The organism is Streptococcus mitis, from assembly GCF_901542415.1.
GTDB classification, from domain to species: domain Bacteria; phylum Bacillota; class Bacilli; order Lactobacillales; family Streptococcaceae; genus Streptococcus; species Streptococcus mitis_BL.
Genome location: NZ_CABEHV010000004.1, coordinates 2071865 through 2095527 on the forward strand (window position 1 = coordinate 2071865; position 23663 = coordinate 2095527).

Consider the following 23663-nt stretch of genomic DNA (forward strand, 5'->3'; position numbering starts at 1 on the left):
CAATCTTTTTTCTTCCATTGTAGCTGAAACGGTCAGAATTTTCCAATGATTTGACTGGAAATGTAGGCATAGAAAAAACGCCAGCTCATGTGAGAATGACGTTTTTCAGAGTCTTATACTCAATGAAAATCAAAGAGCAAACTAAGAAGCTAGCCACAGGTTGCTCAAAACACTGTTTTGAGGTTGCAGATGGAAGCTGACGTAGTTTGAAGAGATTTTCGAAGAGTATTATTTTGCCAATCCTTCAGCAATCTTGTCAAGGTTGTATTTCATCATGTTGTAGTAGCTGTCGCCTTCTTTACCTTGTTCTGCGATAGAGTCAGTAAAGATTTGTGCGTAGATTGGGATATTTGTATCTTGTGAGACAGTCTTCATTGGACGGTCATCTACACTTGATTCTACAAAGAGTGATGGAACTTTTGTTTGGCGAAGTTTTTCAACCAAGGTCTTGATTTGTTCAGGTGTTCCTTCTTCTTCAGTATTGATTTCCCAGATGTAGGCACTTGGGACACCATAGGCTTTAGAGAAGTATTTGAATGCTCCTTCGCTGGTTACAATGAGTTTCTTTTCAGCAGGGATGTTATTAAATTTATCCTTACTTTCTTTATCAAGTTTGTCTAACTTATCAGTATATTCTTTGAGATTTTTTTCATAGAATTCCTTGTTGTTAGGATCTTTAGCGCTCAATTGTTTGGCGATATTTTTAGCAAAGATAATTCCATTTTCAAGGTTAAGCCAAGCGTGTGGGTCTTCTTTACCTTTTTCATTTTTTCCTTCAAGGTAGATAACATCAACGCCTTCGCTGACTGCAAAGTAGTCTTTGTTTTCAGTTTTCTTAGCATTTTCTACCAATTTGCTAAACCAAGCATTGCCACCTGTTTCAAGGTTGATACCGTTATAGAAAATGAGGTCAGCCTCAGAAGTTTTCTTAACATCTTCAGGGAGTGGTTCGTATTCGTGTGGGTCTTGTCCAATCGGAACGATACTGTGAAGATCAATCTTGTCACCAGCAATATTTTTAGTAATATCAGCGATGATTGAGTTTGTAGCAACAACTTTTAGTTTTTGACCAGAAGCTGCATCTTTTTTTCCGCTAGCACATGCTACAAGAGCAATAACGGAAAGAAAGAGAACGAGTAATGTACCTAATTTTTTCATTAGATCCTCCAATTTATTGGGGTTTTGCCCCTTATTTTAACAAATGTTTATTTTTCAGTTTCAAATATCGTTGTTTAGGAGAGATAAAGAAACTGATTAAGAAGAAGCTAGCAGCTGTAAGTACGATGCTAGAACCAGCTGCTAAGTTTAAACTATAGCCAATAAAGAGTCCCAAAACTGAAGCTGTAGCTCCAAAGGTTGAGGAAAGGAAAATCATACTTTTCAGGCTATTAGCATACAGATAAGCAGTTGCAGCTGGGGTAATCAGCATGGCTACAATCAGGATAGTTCCAACACTTTGCATGGCTGTCACAGACACGAGAGTCAGGAGTATCATGAGGAGGTAGTGATAGAAATTGACAGGCATTCCCATGGCTTTAGCCAGAAGTTCATCAAAGGAAGTTATCAAGAGTTGCTTGAAGAAAATCCAGATTAACAAGAGAATGACCGCCCCTACGCCCATAGTGATAAACATATCCGTATCTTGGACGGCTAGAATATTACCAAAAAGGATATGGAAAAGGTCAGTTGAACTTTTAGCGACACTAATCAAGATGATACCGAGGGCTAAGAAAGAAGAAAAGGTAATGCCGATGGCGGTATCGCTTTTGATAATCGAGTTCCCCTTGATGTAGGTAATGATGATAGCAGCTAGCAATCCAAAGACAATGGCTCCGATAAAGAAGTCAACGCCTAAGATGAAGGAGAGGGCTACACCTGGTAAGACAGCATGTGAAATAGCATCTCCCATGAGTGACATCCCACGTAGAATGATGAAACATCCCACAGCTCCAGCTACGACCCCGACGACAATAGCTGTTATCAAGGCATTTTGTAGGAAATGGAATTTTTGCAATCCATCGATAAATTCTGCAATCATAGGTCACCTCCATTGAAAAAGAGTCGATTACCGTAAGCTTCTTTGAGATTGGCTTCGGTAAAGGTTTCTTTGGTTGGACCAAAGGCAATCACTTCTCGATTGACAAGTAAGACTTGATCGAAGTAGTGGGAAACCTTGCTGAGGTCGTGGTGAACGATGAGAACCGTCTTACCAGCTTTTTTCAAATCTCTCAGCGTATTCATGATGATTTCCTCACTGACAGAGTCAATCCCAACAAAGGGTTCATCCAAGAGGATATAATCGGCTTCCTGCACCAAACATCTGGCAATCAAGACCCGCTGGAATTGACCTCCAGACAGTTGACTGATTTGACGTTCAGCGTAGTCAGCTAGGCCGACGATTTCAAGGGCTTCCTCTACTTTTTTCCAATGTTTAGCATTTAAACTGCGAAAGAGAGGAATAGAAGGAAATAGTCCTAGCGAGACACATTCCTTGACCTTGATGGGAAAGTTGTAGTCGATATTGATTTTTTGTTCGACATAGGCAATTCGGTGTAAGGATTTTTTAACTTCCTTGTCATCGAGAAATGCCTGACCTTGATGTGGGATAATTCCCAGCATACCTTTTAATAATGTTGATTTTCCGGCGCCGTTTGGACCAATGATTCCGGTAATTGTTGGTCCTTGGAGCACTAGTGAAATATCCTTAAGTGCCAACGTTTCTTTGTAGGAGACACTGAGGTTTTCGATACGTATCATAAACTTGTATTCCTCCTTACTCTTAATATACCTTAAAAAAAAAATTAAGTCAAGTTAATTTTTGAAAAATTTAAAATAATAACTGAAAATGATGAAAAAGGAAAGTCCATTTTTAATTGCATTCCCAAGCAATTTTTGTTAAGCTAGCAATAACTTAAAAAATGAAAGCGAGAACAAGATGACACGTTATCAAGATGATTTTTATGATGCAATCAATGGAGAATGGCAACAGACAGCTGAAATCCCAGCAGATAAGTCTCAAACAGGAGGTTTTGTTGATTTAGATCAGGAAATTGAAGAACTTATGCTTACGACTACAGATAAGTGGTTGGCAGGTCAAGATGTTCCAGAGGATGCTATCTTGGCAAATTTTGTCAAATACCACCGCCTAGTTCGTGATTTTGACAAGAGAGAAGCTGACGGTATCACACCTGTTTTATCTCTTCTTAAAGAATTCCAAGAATTAGAGACTTTTGCAGATTTCACTGCTAAATTAGCAGAGTTTGAACTTGCTGGCAAACCAAACTTCCTTCCTTTTGGTGTATCACCAGACTTCATGGATGCCAGAATCAATGTTCTATGGGCCAGTGCTCCAAGCACTATCTTGCCAGATACAACCTACTATGCAGAAGACCATCCTCAACGCGAAGAGCTCTTGACTCTTTGGAAAGAAAGCAGTGCAAATCTTCTCAAGGCTTATGATTTCTCTGATGAAGAAATTGAAGATTTGTTAGAGAAGAGATTAGAACTAGACCGCCGAGTTGCGGCAGTGGTGCTTTCTAATGAAGAAAGTTCAGAATATGCTAAACTCTACCATCCATATGCTTACGAAGATTTCAAGAAATTTGCGCCTGCCCTACCTTTGGATGACTTCTTCCAAGTCGTTCTTGGACAAGTACCAGACAAGGTTATCGTAGACGAGGAACGTTTCTGGCAAGCAGCAGACCAATTCTATAGTGAAGAAGCATGGCCTATCCTCAAGGCAACCTTAATTTTAAGTGTTGTGAATCTCTCAACCAGCTATTTAACAGAAGAAATTCGTGTCTTGTCAGGTGCCTATAGCCGTGCGCTTTCAGGAGTTCCAGAAGCCAAAGACAAGGTCAAGGCAGCCTACCAGCTGGCACAAGGTCCTTTCAAGCAAGCTTTAGGCCTATGGTATGCCCACGAAAAATTCTCTCCAGAAGCTAAAGCAGATGTGGAGAAAAAAGTAGCGACTATGATTGATGTTTATAAGGAACGCTTGGCTAAGAATGACTGGCTGACTCCTGAAACTCGTGACAAGGCCATCGTTAAACTCAATGTTATCAAGCCTTATATCGGTTACCCAGAAGAATTGCCAGAACGCTACAAGGACAAGGTAGTGGATGAGACTGCTAGTCTTTTTGACAATGCTCTAGCCTTTGCGCGTGTGGAAATCAAACACAGTTGGAGCAAGTGGAATCAGCCTGTAGACTACAAGGAATGGGGCATGCCTGCTCATATGGTCAATGCCTACTACAATCCACAGAAGAACCTGATCGTCTTCCCAGCGGCTATTTTACAGGCTCCTTTCTATGACTTGCATCAGTCATCTTCTGCTAACTACGGTGGTATTGGGGCGGTTATTGCCCATGAAATTTCCCACGCCTTTGATACCAACGGAGCATCCTTTGATGAAAATGGTAGTCTCAAAGATTGGTGGACAGAGAGTGACTATGCTGCCTTCAAGGAGAAAACACAAAAAGTCATTGACCAATTTGATGGACAGGATTCTTATGGAGCAACCATTAACGGTAAATTGACTGTGTCAGAAAACGTGGCTGACTTGGGAGGAATCGCTGCAGCGCTTGAAGCAGCGAAGAGAGAACCAGACTTCTCAGCAGAAGAATTCTTCTACAACTTCGGTCGCATTTGGCGCATGAAAGGTCGTCCAGAATTTATGAAACTTTTGGCTAGTGTCGATGTGCACGCACCAGCCAAACTCCGTGTCAATGTACAAGTACCAAACTTCGATGATTTCTTTACAACCTATGATGTCAAAGAAGGAGACGGTATGTGGCGTTCGCCAGAAGACCGCGTGATTATTTGGTAATGAATTCAATCTAATACTAAAATCCGTAAATCTGCATGGGATGGGTTAAAGAGGTTAACATGAAGAAATTTTTAATGATGCTTTCAGCTATTCTTACTGTTTTTGTTTTAGCATCTTGTGGTGCAAATAAAAAAGATGAAAAAATAGAACCTTCGGCAACACAATCATCTTCTACCAAAGAGGAACTGAAGGAAAGCTCTACGAAGTCAGAGAGCCAAACTAGTACAAGTTCTTCAATGGCAACGCCGTCAACAACAATGGAAACGAAAAGCGAAACAGGAAAAGATTTGTACAAGGAAGTAATAGAGCGGTACAATCACTATCAGGCACTTTTAAGTAGTGGTGACCGAGAATCCTTGTATGAAAAGTTGAAACAGAATAAGATTTTTTCTGAAGAGTATGGCTATATCTTTACACTAAGCACCTACGATAAACCAGCTAGTCTTCATTATGTGTTTGCTGATTTAAATAATGATGGTCAGGATGAATTAATTATTGGAGATAAAAAATATATAGGAGCCATTTACTATTTAGAGAATAAACAACCAAAGTTGCTTCATACAGCTTATGTAGCTTCTGCAGGTGGTTTTCGTTCCAGTTTAGTTATTTATGAAAACGGTCAAGTCAGATATGCAGACTGGCAGTCAACACGACCAGAAATGAACTTAAGTCTGTATGCTTTTGATAAAGACGGAGTACAGAAGATTAAAGAAGGTATCTTTCAAATTGGTAGTGATCAAAAGCCAGAGCAAATCTTAGAGATTTCTTCTAATGCACTTGATTTAGCTAAATTTGATTGGAAAGAATTTGAGCCAGTCAACTAGTATTTGATGAAATTCAATACTAGACTAGATTCTAAGATCAAAGAATGGAGAATTGAATAGCAATATACAAAAACCAAGGATAAAAATTCCTTGGTTTTTTGCTTGCTAGAAAAAAGGATTAAAGGTCTTTTCATGGGCGATGGTCGTAGCAGGTCCATGCCCTGGATAGACATCGTAGTTTGGTAGGGTGAAGAGTTGGGTTTGGATACTATGGAGTAGCTGCTCTGTACTACCAGTCGGAAGATCTGTCCGTCCGATTGTTTCTCTAAAGAGGGAATCTCCGGTCAAGACTAGGTGAGCCTCAGGAAAGACGATTGAAACGCCGCCGATAGAGTGACCTGGTGTTGGCAAGACGGTAAAACGAAATTCCTCAAGCTGGTATTCCTCATGAAAGACAAAGGTGTGCTCTGCTGGTTTTGCAACCACATCTGCCATATCATCATGACGAGGGAGACCAGAGAGATTATCGACTGGAGTGTAAAGCCAGCTAGCTTCGCTCTCTGCGATATAGACAGGAGGATTGCCAAAAGTTTCGCGAACTAGGTCCAGACTCATGATATGGTCATAATGAGCGTGGGTCAAGAGAATAGCGCAGATCGGTTTGTTGATGCTCTCTATTGTCTGACGAATGGCTTCCCAATGGCTACCAGGATCGACAACGATGAGGTGTTTTTCACCTTCTAGGTAATAGGTGTTTTCATAGGCAACAGGATTCACAGTTTTATGGATTTTCATACTAGCTCCAATCTCAAAGAATGTACTAAATTAAGTATAGCACAGTTAGGGAGAATAAAGTGGATAGAAAATCCTTCTCTTTTAAAGAATGTTAGTTGCTATCTACTTCATTCTGTTCAAAATAGGGGTGGCTGTTTTACAGCTAGGAACTAGCTAGAATTTTTAATGATTTCACAGAGATTTTAAATGAGTTGGAGAGTAAATGATTAAAAAATGATAATGAATTAAGAAAAGTGCATCTATTAATGGAATAAAGTTTGTGATAAAAGAAAATAAAATATACATGTAAAGTTAATTTGCGTTAATATATTGAATTCTCAAAACTCTAGTATCTAACCTATAACAACTTGCTATATCTAATCATACAAGTCAAAGAGTCTGAAAATTATTGTATTTTTGGAAAATATTTATTTTTAATTTAGAATAAAAAAAAGAAGCTATTTTATTTGCTATGCACTAGAAAATATGATATCATAAAGTCGTATGTTGTAGACAATTTTATGATATTGAAAATGACCTCTAACATCTTTTGTTTCAGCTGAGTTTAGCAGTTAATTTTCGATATCAAGAACTTGTAAACTAACATCAAAATAAAAAAGGAGGTTGTAGGTCTAAATGAAAGGCAAGCAACAAGATTATAGAGTATAGAAATATATACGATACGGAATTCGTAAATATAGTTTTGGTGCAGCGTCGGTAGCTATTGCGGCTGGACTTATGTTCCTAGGAAATGGGGCTGTATCAGCAACTGAAGTACAGGGAACTGAAGTGGCAGTAGCATCAACGACATCAAAAGTACAAGATGGGGTTCCGTCATCTGACAAAGGAAAATCTGAGTCAGAGACTGCATCTACCAACGCAACAGTAGAAAGCAAATCAGAAGCTATTAAGGTTGCAGATAAAGTAGCTTTGACAAATAAAGTAGCAGCTTTGGAAGCGAAATTGTCTACTGCTAAGAAAGCGGACGCAGCAGCTCAAACAGCAGTTAAAGAAGCATTGGTTTCAGCTAAAGCAATTCTAGCGAAGGCAGATGCTAGTCAAGCAGATGTTGATGCAGAAGTAGCTAAAATTGCTGATTTGACTGCTGTTTTGACAGAGTCAGACGCAACTGCTCAAAAAGCTGAAGAGGCAAAAAAAGCAGAGGAAGCTAAAAAAGCTGAAACAGCAAAAACAGCTACCCCTATCACTGAGGCTAAAAAAGTTTTGGACCAAGTGACGTCAGAAGCGGAAGTAACTAATGTCCTTGCAGAAGAAGCTGTTCGTAAGAATCATGTTGAGGGTGAAAATAAAGAAGCAATCGAAGCGGCGGTTGCAAAAAACAAAGAGATTATTGCAGAAGCTAAAAAGACCTTGGACGTAAAAGACTTGACTGTCAAAGAAATTGATGCTCAACTTTCACGCTTAAACGAGTCTATCCTTGCGGTATACAATGACCTTAAAAAAGCAGGAATCGGTCGTGATGGGAAGCTTGCTGTAGCCTTAGCACCTCAAGATTTCTATGCTGAAGCAACTGCTAATTCAAACGGTACACGTACCACTCATTTTAATCCTGTTACTGCAGCAACTGCTACAGGTATGGATATTTATAAGTACAATCCTGACGGAACAGCGACTCGAGATGGTTCTAATCAGTCAGGAGAGTTGAATAGAGTAACTACTGTAACAGGAGGGACTGCTGAAGGTTTAGAAGTTGTTGTCTATTCTAATCAACGTAATGGTTCAGAAATTAACCCTGCTAATGGTTTGACATCTGCTGAAGGTGGTAAAATAGGTCACAACAACAAGGGACGTATGGATTATCCCCTTACTCCAGAAATGGCTAAAAAACTAGCTAAAGAAGCAGAACTTTGGAGAGGTAAACCTCGTCCAAGTGGTAGCAATAATTTTTCAGGTGGTGCCAATGTATTCTCAAATGGAGGTCCATACGAATTCCTTGCAACAGAAATCTATAAATTGGGATATGAGCAAGGAATTGATCGTGTCTACATTCCAGGTATCAAGTCTCGATTTGGAGTGACAGATGCAGCGGCTAAAAAAGGTTGGTCCTTTACAGGTATTGATGGTTCAGGACTTGCTGCTACACCTTACAATCTACCTAATGGTCTTGTGTATGATGCTACAAACGATGTTGTCGAAGGGATTGTTACAAGTAATATTGAAAATGGGGTACAAGACTTCAAACTTAAAGCAATCTTTACAAACAGCAAAACAGGTGCAGTAGTAACAACTCAATTTGCAAATATGCGTTTGGGTTGGGTAGGTTGGATCGATACAACTCCGCCAACTATCGCAACAGATAATGCAGTCTACGAACGTACAGTTGGCCAAGACATCGATATTGATATCAAGTATCAAGACGCATCAGGTGCTCGTACAATGCGCGGTCGAAGTGCGAACGTATCTTATACTAAAGCTGATGGGACAACAACATTGATTCGTCAACGATATGAAACTGCCGTAACTGGTATTGCTGGTGTCAATGTAAATAAACAAAGTCAAGTTCTTGATGAAACAGCAACAACAATTCCAGGTGTTAGCTATCAGATGGATCCAAATAAAAGAGCGGAGTCTGTTACTATTGATGGTCAAGCTTCATATAATTCTCCTGCTAAATTGTCTGGTGCCTTGACCGAAGCAGGTGTGTTTTATGTATCAACTTTTGCTAAAGATTACAATAGTACTGATGGTTCACGTGAACAGTGGATTCAATCTGGTCAGGAAACACAAGGAAATATTACAGTTGTCGTTAAACCAAAAGTAGAAGCTTTGAATATTGAAACCTACTCAGAAACTGTTCCTGTGACTATTTCTAAAGGTGCAACAAACGCTGTAGTTACTATGCCAGATGGAACGAAGACTGTCCTTCAAAATCAAAATGGAAGTTGGGTTGTAGTTGCATCAGGAGAAGATGTAGATGGCAATGCAGTAACAACAACCAATAGGGCTGCAGCAGTAGGCACAAATTTGGGTACAGTAGGTGGAAAAATTAATGTTCCAGTTACACAAGCTGCAACTGCAAAAGCTGGAGTGGATAACATCAAGGTTGAAGCAATCACTGAAAATATCAAGGCTACTTTCCTACGTAATAAGGTAGTGCTGAAAGATGTGGACAAAACTACTCATGAAGCTACGTTGAACTCTAAAACTGGTCATTGGGAGCTTCCAGCAGAATATTCTACTATTCAGACTACGAATGCAGACGGAACATATACATTAACTAAACGTCAAGTCTATACTGAGACTCAATTAGATGGTTCTCAAAACTTCTATATCTATACATACAAACGTACATTTGAAACAGATGGAACAATTAAGAGTGTTGATGCGGTAACTCGTCATAAAACAACAGTTGCAAGTAAAAATGGAACATCTGCAGATGGAATGTCTGTTACAGTAACCTACAATAAAGTTACAGATGCATGGACTGCTTCTGATGGTTCTACTGTGATAGCTACTAAACTTGGAGATTCATCATGGGACATCAAGACTTCATCAGGATTTGGTGGTGAAGTTCGTGCTCGCAAAGCAACAAGCACAGATGTTGCGACTATCATTAACACAAAACCAACTGCAAAATCAACAAGCTATGAATCAACTAAGGGAACAACTGTTGACCTTCGTAATGCGGCACAAGCTGCAGTTACGATTGCAGATAAAGAAGATACTGCTCATAGTAAAACGACTTACATTACTCGTTTGACAGTAACATCACCATCTGGAGCTCAAAAAGTATATGATACAAAGACAGATGCTGCAGCTTACACATTAGCTAGTAACTATGTTTTATCAGAAGTGGGTGTGTATAAAGTTGTTGTAGATGTGATTGATAGTAACGGAAATGTTGTTACGGCTACTTTGGATGGTACAGATTCAGGTACAGATTCAGGTGCAGGTTCATCTGTAGCTCAAACAACTTACACCATTACGGTTAAGGATACGATTGTAGGTCACAATGTTACATCATCTGATATCCAAGGAGCTACTCAAACAGGAACACCAACCTTTACTTCTGTAGGTGATGGTTCAACCATCTCACCAAGTGCAACATCACTAGCTAAGTTGGTTGCCACTGATGGTAGTCTAGTTGAGACTTTAAAAGTTGCAAATGAGGGAACTTATACAATTAACCCAGCAACAGGTGTTGTAACCTTCGAACCACTTCCAACATTCACAGGACCAGCAACTCCAGTAACTGTCCAACTAACTGCTATTTTAGGTAGAGATGCTAACAATGCTAATATTACTGCAACTGCGACAGCTACATATACACCAACAGTAGTTCCAGTAAAACCAACAGCAGTAGCATCTCAAACAACTGGACCTCAAGGGAAAGCCCAAACTTCTGCTATTAAGTTTGACGCAGCAGATACAGATGATACAACTGTAAACTTTGCTAAAGGAACAGTTTCTATTGATGCAAATACAACAAAATCTGTTGATCTTAATACAGCATCAGTAACTCTTCTTAATGAAAACGGTGATGCTGTACCGTCTGTAACAGTTGCAAATGAGGGAACTTATACACTGGATAAAGCGACAAATGTTATTACTTTCCAACCAGTCGCAACATTCACAGGAACTGTTACAAAACCAGTTAATGTACGTATTGCAGATGCAAATAGTACTACTGTAACAACTACTTACACTCCAACTGTTACAGATGTAACTATGACAGCTGAAAATGCAACATCTGAAGACGTTCAAGGTAAAACACAAACTGGAACACCAGAATTTGAAACATCAGATCCATCAGTAACGATTGCAACACGTCAGTTGATTGATCCATCAACGATGCAACCAACTACTAGTGTTACAATTGCAAATGAAGGAACATACACAATTGATCCAACAACAGGTGTTGTAACCTTCGTACCAGTCCCAACATTTACTAGAGAAGGAACAGGAGTAACTGTTCAAGCAACAGACTCAAATGGTGAGACAGCAACAGCTACTTATAAACCAACTGTAACACCAATCACGATTACTGGTGAAGATGTAACATCTAAGAATATTCAAGGTGAACAGCAGTCAGAAACACCACTATTCTCATCATCAGATGAGAGTGCTCCAGTATCAAATTACAAACTTGTAGATCCAGCTACTGGAAATCCAACGACTGAACCTTCAGTGACTGTTGAAAATGTTGGTACATACACAATTGATTCAACAACAGGTGTAGTAACATTCCAACCAGTTGCAACTTATAAAGGAACACCAACACCAGTAAAAGTTCAAGCATCAGCTACTATTACTAATGAAAAAGGTGAATCAACAGTCATCACAGGTACAGCTACCTATACTCCAACAGTAGTTCCTGTAGCCCCAACAGCTAAAGAATCAGCGACAGTTGGTAAACAAGGTCAAGCGCAAACGTCACAAATTGTTTTTGACACCCCTGATACAGATGCTACAACATTGAACTTCGCTAAAGGAGAAACATCTGAAGTATTAGGTGAAGATGGTCAACCAAAATCAGTTGCTCTTAATAAGAGTACTTTGACACTTCTTGATGCGAACGGAAATTCTGTAACTACAGTTACGGTTGATGGTGAAGGAACTTACACTCTTGATAAAACAACTAATGCCATTACATTCCAACCAACTGAAGAATTCACAGGCAAAGCTACACCAGTGCGTGTGCAAATTGCAGATGTCAACGGTACTACTGTAACAACTAATTACACTCCAACTGTTGTTGCTGAAGATGGAACTGTCATTGTTGAGTACAAGGATGAAGAAGGTAACGTTATCTCTCCTTCAACAACTCCAGTAAACAACGAAAAAGTAACAACTCCATTTACAACTGAACCAAAAGAAATTACTGGTTACACTCTTGTTAAAGTGGCAACAACAAATGGTACGGTTGATGAAGCTACTAAGAATGTTTCAGGTAAGGTTACAAATGATACAACTACTGTAACATATACTTATAGAAAGAATGTTCAAACAGCAACTATTTCTTACTATGATGTGACAACTGGTGCAGAAGTTGCGATTGATTCAGCTAAAGTACCAGCAGCATCTGTTGAGACAGTAGAAGGTGTTTATAACGGTGCTATCGACTTTACTAATCGTGAAAAAGCAATTGCAGCTCTTGAAAAAGCTGGCTATACGTTAGTAGAAGACAGTTTCGTTGCAGCAACGACAGCTGATAAACTGTTTGATAACGACACAGCGGTAACTCAAAACTTCAAGGTAACAGTTAAACAACGTGTGGAACCAGTAACTCCAAATGATGAGAAACCTGTTCCAGGTCAACCAGTTAATCCAGAAGATCCAAACTCACCAGTATGGCCAAATACTGCAGAAAATCTTGAGTTAACTAAGACAGTTACTCGTACAATCAAGTACCGCTACAACGATGAGAATGGTAAAGAAGTAACAGCTGATGAAGTTCAAACAGTAACCTTCACACGTAGCGCAAGCGTTAACTTGGTAACAGGAAATGTGGAATACACTGACTGGTCAGCAGCACAAACGCTTGAGGAAGTAGTTTCTCCAGAAGTAGCTAATTATACTTACGATAAGGAAACTGTTCCAAGTCTTGAGGTAACAAACGAGTCAACTGATAGTACAGTATACGTTATCTATAAACCAGTAGCGCCAACTACAACACCTGCTACATCAACTGATATCCAAGGTAAGCCACAGACAGGTACTCCAACATATAAACATGCTGATGGAACTGAGTTGAAACCAACAACAGATAATCCAGCTAAGTTCGTTGGAACTGAGGAAACAACTATTCCAGCTACTAAGGATGGTAAGACAGTTGGTACATATACAATCGATCCAACTGGTACAGTAACCTTCACACCAAATAAAGACTTCGTTGGCACACCAGATCCAGCTAAAGTAGTTGTAACAGATCCTACAAATGGTACAACTGTTGAGTCAAGTTACACTCCAACTGTAACCCCAGTTACACCAACAGGTGTGGATACAGGTTCTACAGGTCCTAAGAACACTCCTCAATCTGGTACACCAACATTTGTACCTGGTCATAAAGATGTACCAATGGACAATACTGTTCCTGCTAAATTTGAAGATGGTACAACAAGTAAAACAGTTCCAAACGAAGGAACATATACTGTTGATCCAACAGGTAAGGTAACCTTCACACCAAATAAAGATTTCGTTGGAACTGCAACAGGAGTAACTATTGTACGTAAAGACACTAACGGAACAGAGGTAAAAGCTAAGTATACACCAACTGTTTATGAAGTGAAGTCTGATACACAAGTTGCAACTGTAACTTACAAAGATACTAAGGGAACAATTCTTGGTGAAGTGGATATCCTTCAAGGTGATTCTGGTTCTGAAATGAACTACTCTACTGCAGAACGTATCAACGCACTGAAAAAACTTGGCTACGAACTTGTATCTGATGAGTTTACAAAAGCTGATGGCAGCAAGCAATCATTTGATAATGATACAAATGCTGTTCAAAAATTTGTAGTCACTGTTCAACCACGCCTTGTTCCAGTTATTCCAAGTGATGTGACACCAGTTCCAGGTCAACCAATTAATCCAGAGGATCCAAACTCACCAGTATGGCCTGAAAGCGTTAAGGAATTGACAACTTCAGAAGAAGTAACTCGTACAATTACTTATGTTGATGAAGATGGTAAAGAGGTTACTACTTCTGTGACTTCATCAGTTAAATTCACTCGTGATGCTAAGGTGAACTTAGTGACAGGTGAAGTTACTTACGGCGAATGGAAAGCAGCTACAACTGATGTTCTTTCTGGTAACAAACTTCCACTTGTTAAAGGTTATATTGCAGTAAGTGGAGATATTGAAGCATCTACTAAGGATCAAACTGTTAAGGCTGAAGACAAAGATATCGTTCAAAAAGTTGTCTATAAGAAACTTGGAGCCTTGATTCCAAACGTGCCAGGACAAACAAATCCTCCACGTATTGATTATCCAAATGATCCAAATGGTGATCCAACTAAACCAGGTGTACCAACGGAAGATATTGTAATTCCTTATGTTCCAGGTTACATTCCAAGAGATAAAGATGGAAATCCATTGAAACCAGTTGATCCAGAAGATCCAACTAAAGGTTATGTGCCACCAACATTACCAACTGATCCAAGTCAAGATACACCAATCAACTATACTAAGATTACAACGTCTTATGTGACAGTTGATCCAAATGGTAAAGAAATCTCTATTCCAGATTATCCAACAGTTGAGGGTAACCAACCTAAGAAAGATATCCCAGGATACGAGTTTGTTAAGACTACAACTGATAAAGATGGTAATGTAACTCACGTTTACCGTAAAGTAGTTAAGACAACTACATCATTCGTAGATGGAAATGGTAACCCAGTTTCACCAAATGAAGAAGGTAACCAACCTAAGAAAGATATCCCAGGATACGAGTTTGTTAAGACTACAACTGATAAAGATGGTAATGTAACTCACGTTTACCGTAAAGTAGTTAAGACAACTACATCATTCGTAGACGGAAATGGTAACCCAGTTTCACCAAATGAAGAAGGTAACCAACCTAAGAAAGATATCCCAGGATACGAGTTTGTTAAGACTACAACTGATAAAGATGGTAATGTAAGTCACGTTTACCGTAAAGTTGTTCCTGCTGCTCCAAAACAAGAACAATCTAAACCAGCTCCAGCTAAACCAGCTAAGGAATTGCCAAATACTGGTACAGAAGATCACTCTAGCCTAGCAGCTCTTGGACTTCTTGGAGTATTGAGTGGATTTGGTCTTGTAGCACGCAAGAAAAAAGAAGACTAATGTTTTAATATTTAAAATATTAAACAATTAGAAAGGACGAATTTCGTCCTTTCTTTTTTGATGTTTAGAGCGATAAAACTCCGTTTTTTGAAGTTTTCACAGTTTCGACAACCAAAGACATTTCGTTTGATAAGTTTGGTGAGATTATTGGTTGCTTCCAATTTTGCATTGGAATAGGGGAATTGAAGAGCGTTGACGATTTTCTCTTTGTTCTTTAGAAAGGTTTTAAAGACAGTCTGAAAAGAAGATGAATCTGCTTTAGATTGTTCTCAATGAGTCCGAAAAATTTCTCGGGTTCCTTATTCTGAAAGTGAAAAAGCAAGAGTTGAAAGAGATTATAGTGGTGTCTATACTTAACAAAATCTAAAAGTTTTCTTTGTATATTTTATAGGAACAATTGATTTCAATTTCTCTCTAGATAAAGTTTGAATTACTTCCTGTTTCTAAATTTTTACAAGTCACTTTTGAATATGGTTTGATTAAAAGAAAATCAGTAATTTTAAAAAAGAGCAAGTGATTTGTAAAGATGATATTCTTCTTAATTGATTGTAAAAATTACTAAGATTTATTTTAATATATTAAATTTAGAATATGATAAAAGTAAGATAATAGAGTAATTATTAAAAATTTGAGTACTGAAGTGAAAGAAGTTCGAGCAATCATTTTAGGAGTAGTAAAGAAAAATTATGCTTTTGATCTAAAATATATATATTTAAAAGTGAATAAATTGAAAATGAAATGAAAAAATTGACGTGTTAAGTAGATTGTTTTATAATTAAATTTAGAGGATTTTGATGGATAAAATTTCTGTTTTCAAAAATAGTATCCTCTGATTTTTAGAAATTGGTTTAATATGAAAGAAAAAATAATGCAATCATCAAATCAGCGACAACTATTCTCTTTTCGTAAGTATAAAGTTGGCCTCTGTTCTGTTTTATTAGGTACAGCGTTGATTTTTGGAGCTTCAGTGTCTAGCCCTGTTAGTGCAGCTGAACTTGAGAAAAAACCTTCTGTTACAGAAGGAACTGATGTTACAGGAAGCAGTACGGTGTCTAGTCCTAATGATGCTTCCAATGGGGTATCTAATCATACAAATAAAGTAGAAGCTGCTCCCATAGTCAATGTAACAGCTAGTGCTGATGAGATGAAAAAAGAAGACGATTACTACGCTCGTGAGATATTCAAGGGTTCAGAAGTGGTATCGGTAGATGACGTACAGACAAATAATAAGGTAGATAAGAGTATTGATCTTAGTTCAGATTTGAAAAAGGTCAAGAATTTAACCAATGCTACAGTTCATGTTGAGTTTAAAGCAACAGAAACGGTACCAAATTTATACAGTGTATTTTCTGCCTCTAGTAATTCAAATCGAAATGAGTATTTCCTTTTAGGAGTAAGTGGAAACAAGCCTGTTGTAGAGGCTAGAACAGGAAAAGAGGGGAACTATCAGTACGATCGTTTTGAAGATGGAAAGGAAAGTATTCGTCCTAATGAGTGGAACTCGTTGACCTTTACTATTTCTCGACCTAATGTTAATGTAGATGCTGGTGAGGCAAAACTTTATGTTAATGGTAGGTTATCCAAAGCTTCTACTAAATCGGGTCTTTTTTTGACAGCTATGCAAAACTTGACCAATATGCAGTTAGGAGCTATGCAACGTGGAAATGGTAAAGTTTGGGGGACTAATCTAGATATTCGTAATCTAACGATTTATGATTATGCCTTCAGTGACACAGAGGTAGGACAACGAAGTGCTGTTTTTCTTCGAGATCCTCAGGGAAACAAGTCTCTTAGTTCAGCTGAATTAACAGATAATAAGGTTGTTTTTCAAGCTGGATTGAATGGTCAGAAAAATAGTGATGGTATTTATTCTTATCGTATACCATCATTGCTGAAAACGGCTGATAGTACGATTATTGCAGGAGCAGATGAACGTCGTTTGCATTATTCTGACTGGGGTGATATCGGAATGGTTGTTCGTCGAAGTGAGGATGGTGGTAAAACTTGGGGTGAACGAATTAATATTTTAAATATTCGTGATAATCCAATAGCTAGAAATGCTAATATTGGTTCTCCTATTTCTATTGATATGGTTTTAGTTCAAGATCCTCAGACAAAGAAAATTTATTCTATCTACGATGTCTTTCCAGAAGGACAAGGGATTTTGGGTATGAGTGTTACTCGTGAAGAGTCTTATACAGTTGTCAATGGTCGAACATACCAGATAGTATATAAGGGAAATGAAAAATATACTATTCGGGAAGATGGTTATATTTATGATAGCAATAATCAAAAGACATCTTATCATGTAATCACTAAATCGACTAAGTCTGATAATAAGTACAGTGATACAGGTGATTTGTATAATGGCAGTAAGTTAGTGGGAAATATATATTTTAACCCAACAACTGACTCTCCTTTTCGTGTAGCCAAGGATAATTTTATTTGGATTTCAGAGAGCAATGATGACGGAAAAACTTGGTCAGCACCAAGGGACATTACACCCCAGATAAAAAAAGATTGGATGAAATTTTTGGGTACGGGTCCAGGTTCAGGTATCGCATTGAAGAATGGTCGATATGCAGGACGTTTAGTAGTACCTATGTATTCAACTAATTATGTATCTCATCTCAATGGTTCTCAGTCTTCTCGTGTAATTTATTCTGATGATCATGGTTTGACTTGGAATATGGGAGCTTCTCCTAATGATGGTCGTATCTTCAGAGGGGAAACTTTGAATTCTAATACTATGAGAAACACAGCAGCAGAATTGACTGAGGCTAGTGTTGTCGAGTTAAACGATGGCACACTCAAGATGTTTATGCGTAATCGAAGTGGTCATGTTCAATTTTCTACTAGTAAAGATGGTGGTGCTACTTGGGGTGCTGTTGAAACAATTAGTGATATTCCAGATGTTTATGTACAACTTTCAGCAGTTCACACTGTGCAAAATGGTCGGGAGTACATTGTATTAGTAAATGCTAATGGACGTGGTCGTGAAAATGGTTATGCTCGACTTGCAGAAGTTCAATCAGATGGTAGTTTGAAATGGATTAGACATAATTTGGTCCAAGCTGGTAAGTTTGCTTATAATTCTGTTCAAAATCTAGGTAATGGTGAGTTTGGTCTTCTCTATGAGCACAGTGAAGATAATGAAAATGACTATACTCTTTCCTTTAGAAAATTTAACTGGGATTTCTTAAATCCAAAGGTTCGGGCAGTTTCTGCTCAAGTGACGACAGATGATAACTTAGTTTCTATACGTTATGATGGTGAGGTACTTGCTCGAAAAGGCCTGGTTTTAACATTATCTAATGGTAGAAAACTGCCTTTTGTTACTCAGTATGATCATCGTACCCTTCTTTTCCAATGGCAACCAGAGGATGAGGGGGCGACTGTAACAGGTATTCAAACAGGGACTTTGGATAGCGTGACAGATATTCCACTGGATACTACCAATGTTCGTCTGCCAATCCGTACTCGCACTGTTGAACCAACGGATCCAAAAGTAGCCAATTCTCTCCTTTATCCTGATATCAACAATGACTTAAGGTGGCCAGCTGGTTTGAGCTACAATGATTTGAATAGAACTGTAACCCGAACTATACATTATGTTGCTGATGACGGAAAAGTTTTCCCAGATACAGTACAGACAGTCGCTTATAGTCGTAATGCTATTATTGATCTGGTTAAAGGTACGGTTACTTATGGTTCTTGGGTCTTGGCTAAGTCAGAGTTTGACAGTCTTGTTGTTCCTATACAGGCTGGATATTTGGCTGATAGATCTTTGATTACTAACCAAAATATCGAAAAAGATGTTCATACTTTGGTACCAATTTCGGTGACAACTAGTGTCCGTTATAAGAAATTAGGTTCTTGGATTGTTCAAACTCCAAATTCTGAAATGAATAGGATCTCTTATCCCAATAGCTATTTAGATGCGAGTGTTATCGGTAATCATAGTACGGTTACCATTCCTTATGTAGCGGGTTACCGTGCGATTGGGAAAGATGGGAATTATTTGATCTTGAAAAATACGGATCGTCCAGCAGAAGGATATCTAGCACCACGTCCTGATGATGCCACCCAAGATAGCATCATTCGTTATGATAAAGATAATCAAAGTGCTCAGATTCGTTTTGTAAATCAATCTAATAAAGCGGTCTTATCAACTGTTTCTTTAACTGGAAAAACAGGTGAAGTGATTGATAGTAAGTCTGTAGACAGGGAAATTTTATCTTTTTTGAACAAAGGTTATCGGATTGTTACAGATGAATTTCATCAGATACTAACTCCTGTTTATGGTGACAACAGTCGTGTGGTTACTCAGTTTACTATTGTACTTACACCAAGGGTGGAGAAGATTGATGCTAGTCAGTATAAAGAAAAAGATTCATTGGTAGATAGCCAGTTGAAGCTTACTTGGCCAGCTGGTTTGACAGAAAAAGACTTACAGAAGTCGGTTAGTCGTACGACTCGTTTCTTGAATACACAAGGTGAGGAAATTGCGCCTGCTCACGAAGCTGTTCTTAATTATAGAAGAACAGCAACTGTTAATCTTGTAACCAAAGCTGTTCTTTATACAGGTTGGATTGCTGAACAAAATAAATTTCCGGCAGTTCCAGCTCCAGTTGTGGTTGGTTACCTAGCAAATGAATTAGAGAAACCAGAATTATCAAGCACTCCAAATATCCCAGCAAGAGTGGATGCTATTTATTATCGTAAACTTGGACAATGGGTACTAAAATTACCGTCAGAGACAATAAGAATAACTTATCCTAACGACCGTAGCAATGCAGGACGTGTTGGAACAGAACAGTCAACGACTCCAGTTGTGACAGGTTATCAAGCCAAATATCAAGGTAAAAACCTAGTTTTAGCACAGGATGGAAGAAGTTATATTCTTTCCCTTCCAGAAGATGTTACACGTGATATGATAATTGACTATACTCGTATTCCAGCTGTAGAAGGGAAAGAAGAAGTTCGTGAAACGGTATCAATTCCTTACGAACGCTTGACTGAGGTTAGCTCTGATCTCTATACAGATCAAACTCAGCTGAAACAGTCAGGTCGTGCAGGTTCTAAGACTGTTGTGAAGCTATACCAAACATTAGATGGCGTGAAAACAGACAAGGTTCTCTCTGTCCGTGAGGAAAATGTAGTGGCTTCTCAACCTGAAATTACCTTAGTTGGTACTAAGCCTATTAAGAGTCGAGAAAACGTTGTTAGCACAGAAGAAATCGCACCAGTACTTGTGTACCGAGAAGACCCTTCACTCCTGAAAGGTCAAAGTCAGACTGTTCAAGGTCGTGCAGGTCAGCGTAAGATTATCACTATCTATGAAACAGACCACGGTATACGTACTGGAATTATCCTTTCTCAAACCAGTGAAATTGTGCAAGAAGCAACCCCAACAATCATCTATCAGGGTGTGAAGGTTATCGGTCGTACTATTCCAGAAGATGGTCCTCTATCGCCAATGGTTGAAAAATCAAGTGTGGAAACCCGTATAGAGGAGACTGACTTTACTACTGAATATAGGGATAGTGCTAGCTTACCAAAAGGTCAAACCAAGGTCTTGATTGCAGGAGAGAAAGGTCAGCGTACCATCATTACAGAAATCAGTAGTGACAATGGTGTAGAAACACGTCGTGTGCTATCTAACAATATTACCAAAGAACCGATTAATCAAGTTGTCTTAATAGGGATCAAAGCTGTAGAAGGGAAAGAAGAAGTTCGTGAAACGGTATCAATTCCTTACGAACGCTTGACTGAGGTTAGCTCTGATCTCTATACAGATCAAACTCAGCTGAAACAGTCAGGTCGTGCAGGTTCTAAGACTGTTGTGAAGCTATACCAAACACTGGATGGTGTGAAAACAGACAAGGTCCTCTCTGTCCGTGAGGAAAATGTAGTGGCCTCTCAACCTGAAATTACCCTAGTTGGTACTAAGCCTATTAAGAGTCAAGAAAATGTTGTTAGCACAGAAGAAATCGCACCAGTACTTGTGTACCGAGAAGACCCTTCACTCCTGAAAGGTCAAAGTCAGACTGTTCAAGGTCGTGCAGGTCAGCGTAAGATTATCACTATCTATGAAACAGACCACGGTATACGTACTGGAATTATCCTTTCTCAAACCAGTGAAATTGTGCAAGAAGCAACCCCAACAATCATCTATCAGGGTGTGAAGGTTATCGGTCGTACTACTCCAGAAGATGGTCCTCTATCGCCAATGGTTGAAAAACCAAGTGTAGAAACCCGTATAGAGGAGACTGACTTTACTACTGAATATAGGAATAGTGCTAGCTTACCAAAAGGTCAAACCAAGGTCTTGATTGCAGGAGAGAAAGGTCAGCGTACCATCATTACAGAAATCAGTAGTGACAATGGTGTAGAAACACGTCGTGTGCTATCTAACAATATTACCAAAGAACCGATTAATCAAGTTGTCTTAATAGGGATCAAAGCTGTAGAAGGGAAAGAAGAAGTTCGTGAAACGGTATCAATTCCTTACGAACGCTTGACTGAGGTTAGCTCTAATCTTTATACAGATCAAACTCAGTTGAAACAGTCAGGTCGTGCAGGTTCTAAGACTGTTGTGAAGCTATACCAAACACTGGATGGTGTGAAAACAGACAAGGTCCTCTCTGTCCGTGAGGAAAATGTAGTGGCCTCTCAACCTGAAATTACCCTAGTTGGTACTAAGCCTATTAAGAGTCAAGAAAATGTTGTTAGCACAGAAGAAATCGCACCAGTACTTGTGTACCGAGAAGACCCTTCACTCCTGAAAGGTCAAAGTCAGACTGTTCAAGGTCGTGCAGGTCAGCGTAAGATTATCACTATCTATGAAACAGACCACGGTATACGTACTGGAATTATCCTTTCTCAAACCAGTGAAATTGTGCAAGAAGCAACCCCAACAATCATCTATCAGGGTGTGAAGGTTATCGGTCGTACTACTCCAGAAGATGGTCCTCTATCGCCAATGGTTGAAAAACCAAGTGTAGAAACCCGTATAGAGGAGACTGACTTTACTACTGAATATAGGAATAGTGCTAGCTTACCAAAAGGTCAAACCAAGGTCTTGATTGCAGGAGAGAAAGGTCAGCGTACCATCATTACAGAAATCAGTAGTGACAATGGTGTAGAAACACGTCGTGTGCTATCTAACAATATTACCAAAGAACCGATTAATCAAGTTGTCTTAATAGGGATCAAAGCTGTAGAAGGGAAAGAAGAAGTTCGTGAAACGGTATCAATTCCTTACGAACGCTTGACTGAGGTTAGCTCTGATCTCTATACAGATCAAACTCAGCTGAAACAGTCAGGTCGTGCAGGTTCTAAGACTGTTGTGAAGCTATACCAAACATTAGATGGCGTGAAAACAGACAAGGTTCTCTCTGTCCGTGAGGAAAATATAGTGGCCTCTCAACCTGAAATTACCCTAGTTGGTACTAAGCCTATTAAGAGTCGAGAAAACGTTGTTAGCACAGAAGAAATCACACCAGTACTTGTGTACAGAGAAGACCCTTCACTCCTGAAAGGTCAAAGTCAGACTGTTCAAGGTCGTGCAGGTCAGCGTAAGATTACCACTATCTATGAAACAGACCACGGTATACGTACTGGAATTATCCTTTCTCAAACCAGTGAAATTGTGCAAGAAGCAACTCCAACAATCATCTATCAGGGTGTGAAGGTTATCGGTCGTACTATTCCAGAAGATGGTCCTCTATCGCCAATGGTTGAAAAACCAAGTGTGGAAACCCGTATAGAGGAGACTGACTTTACTACTGAATATAGGGATAGTGCTAGCTTACCAAAAGGTCAAACCAAGGTCTTGATTGCAGGAGAGAAAGGTCAGCGTACCATCATTACAGAAATTAGTAGTGACAATGGTGTAGAAACACGTCGTGTGCTATCTAACAATATTACCAAAGAACCGATTAATCAAGTTGTCTTAATAGGGATCAAAGCTATAGAAGGAGAGGAGGACAAGAAAACACTTCTCATTCCTTCGAATGAGAACATGATTCTTAGTTCTGATAGAAAATTAGTAAATTCTGCTAAGGAGTTACCAAGGACTTCAAGTATTGATGATAACAACTTATTTGTTCTTGGTTCAATAGGACTTCTCTTGAGTTTGGGATTGAGTGTTAGAAAAAGAAAAAATTGAGCATGAAATTTCAAAATTGATAGTAACAGGAGTTTTTCATAAAAATGGTAAAGAATAATTTTAGCATTATGAAAAAGTATTTTAAATATTGCTATGTAAGTAATATATATGGCAATAAACTTAATAGCTTTTTTGGAGATCATATTGGATTATCTTTCCTTGAAATGATGGGGCAAAAGAGCAGTATGATCAAGTTTAGTACGAATCTCTATGTAAATGTCGGTTGTAAAAATAGAGGAAGTTTTAATATTTGATTCTTTTAATTTAAGCAATTCTGTGAATTTTTAACAAATCTCATAAGTAACTCCCTGATGAATCATCTGCTGTTTTCATTATA

General features: G+C 38.7%; 8 protein-coding genes and 1 pseudogene. 4 read left to right on the top strand and 5 right to left on the bottom strand.

Going from position 1 to position 23663, the window contains the following annotated elements; genetic code table 11:
• Positions 1-228: 228 nt before the first annotated feature.
• The 3 genes from psaA to FQT24_RS10555 are packed head-to-tail and all read right to left on the bottom strand — an operon-like array spanning position 229 to position 2757.
• Positions 229-1158, bottom strand: a complete 930-nt coding sequence (gene psaA, locus FQT24_RS10545) for a metal ABC transporter substrate-binding lipoprotein/adhesin PsaA (protein WP_000733069.1) — start codon at positions 1156-1158, stop codon at positions 229-231.
• A 31-nt stretch (positions 1159-1189) separates the two neighbouring features.
• Entirely contained in the window at positions 1190-2038 is an 849-nt protein-coding gene (locus FQT24_RS10550; protein WP_000559791.1) for a metal ABC transporter permease, read from the bottom strand.
• A complete protein-coding gene (locus tag FQT24_RS10555) occupies positions 2035-2757 on the bottom strand; it encodes a metal ABC transporter ATP-binding protein (protein ID WP_000619162.1) in 723 nt (240 codons plus the stop codon). The genes FQT24_RS10550 and FQT24_RS10555 overlap by 4 nt, the downstream gene beginning before the upstream one ends.
• 178 nt (positions 2758-2935) lie before the next feature.
• Between FQT24_RS10555 and pepO the strand changes: the two genes are divergently transcribed.
• The gene (pepO, locus tag FQT24_RS10560) at positions 2936-4828 is read left to right on the top strand and encodes an endopeptidase PepO (protein ID WP_143952979.1); all 1893 of its coding nucleotides are present in this window, start codon (positions 2936-2938) and stop codon (positions 4826-4828) included.
• Positions 4829-4887: 59 nt separating this feature from the next.
• A complete protein-coding gene (locus FQT24_RS10565; RefSeq protein ID WP_143952980.1) occupies positions 4888-5652 on the top strand; it encodes an LptM family lipoprotein in 765 nt (254 codons plus the stop codon).
• A 105-nt stretch (positions 5653-5757) separates the two neighbouring features.
• Here FQT24_RS10565 and FQT24_RS10570 read toward each other — a convergent pair whose 3' ends face one another.
• Positions 5758-6387, bottom strand: coding sequence for an MBL fold metallo-hydrolase (locus tag FQT24_RS10570; RefSeq protein WP_143952981.1), 630 nt, complete (start codon positions 6385-6387; stop codon positions 5758-5760).
• A gap of 654 nt (positions 6388-7041) precedes the next feature.
• Here FQT24_RS10570 and FQT24_RS10575 point away from each other — a divergent pair.
• Positions 7042-15153, top strand: coding sequence for a mucin-binding protein (locus FQT24_RS10575; protein ID WP_260666713.1), 8112 nt, complete (start codon positions 7042-7044; stop codon positions 15151-15153).
• An 11-nt stretch (positions 15154-15164) separates the two neighbouring features.
• Here FQT24_RS10575 and FQT24_RS10580 read toward each other — a convergent pair.
• Positions 15165-15502, bottom strand: a pseudogene (locus FQT24_RS10580) (transposase); the annotation flags it as partial.
• 504 nt (positions 15503-16006) lie between these two features.
• On the opposite strand from FQT24_RS10580, the gene FQT24_RS10585 reads away from it, so the two are divergent.
• On the top strand, positions 16007-23326 hold the full coding sequence (locus FQT24_RS10585; protein ID WP_143952983.1) for a G5 domain-containing protein: 7320 nt from the start codon (positions 16007-16009) through the stop codon (positions 23324-23326).
• The last annotated feature ends 337 nt before the right edge of the window (positions 23327-23663 follow it).

Coding starts and splice junctions, on each gene's coding strand:
- psaA (WP_000733069.1), bottom strand. CDS start 1,158: ATGAAAAAATTAGGTACATTACTCGTTCTCTTTCTTTCCGTTATTGCT.
- FQT24_RS10550 (WP_000559791.1), bottom strand. CDS start 2,038: ATGATTGCAGAATTTATCGATGGATTGCAAAAATTCCATTTCCTACAA.
- FQT24_RS10555 (WP_000619162.1), bottom strand. CDS start 2,757: ATGATACGTATCGAAAACCTCAGTGTCTCCTACAAAGAAACGTTGGCA.
- pepO (WP_143952979.1), top strand. CDS start 2,936: ATGACACGTTATCAAGATGATTTTTATGATGCAATCAATGGAGAATGG.
- FQT24_RS10565 (WP_143952980.1), top strand. CDS start 4,888: ATGAAGAAATTTTTAATGATGCTTTCAGCTATTCTTACTGTTTTTGTT.
- FQT24_RS10570 (WP_143952981.1), bottom strand. CDS start 6,387: ATGAAAATCCATAAAACTGTGAATCCTGTTGCCTATGAAAACACCTAT.
- FQT24_RS10585 (WP_143952983.1), top strand. CDS start 16,007: ATGAAAGAAAAAATAATGCAATCATCAAATCAGCGACAACTATTCTCT.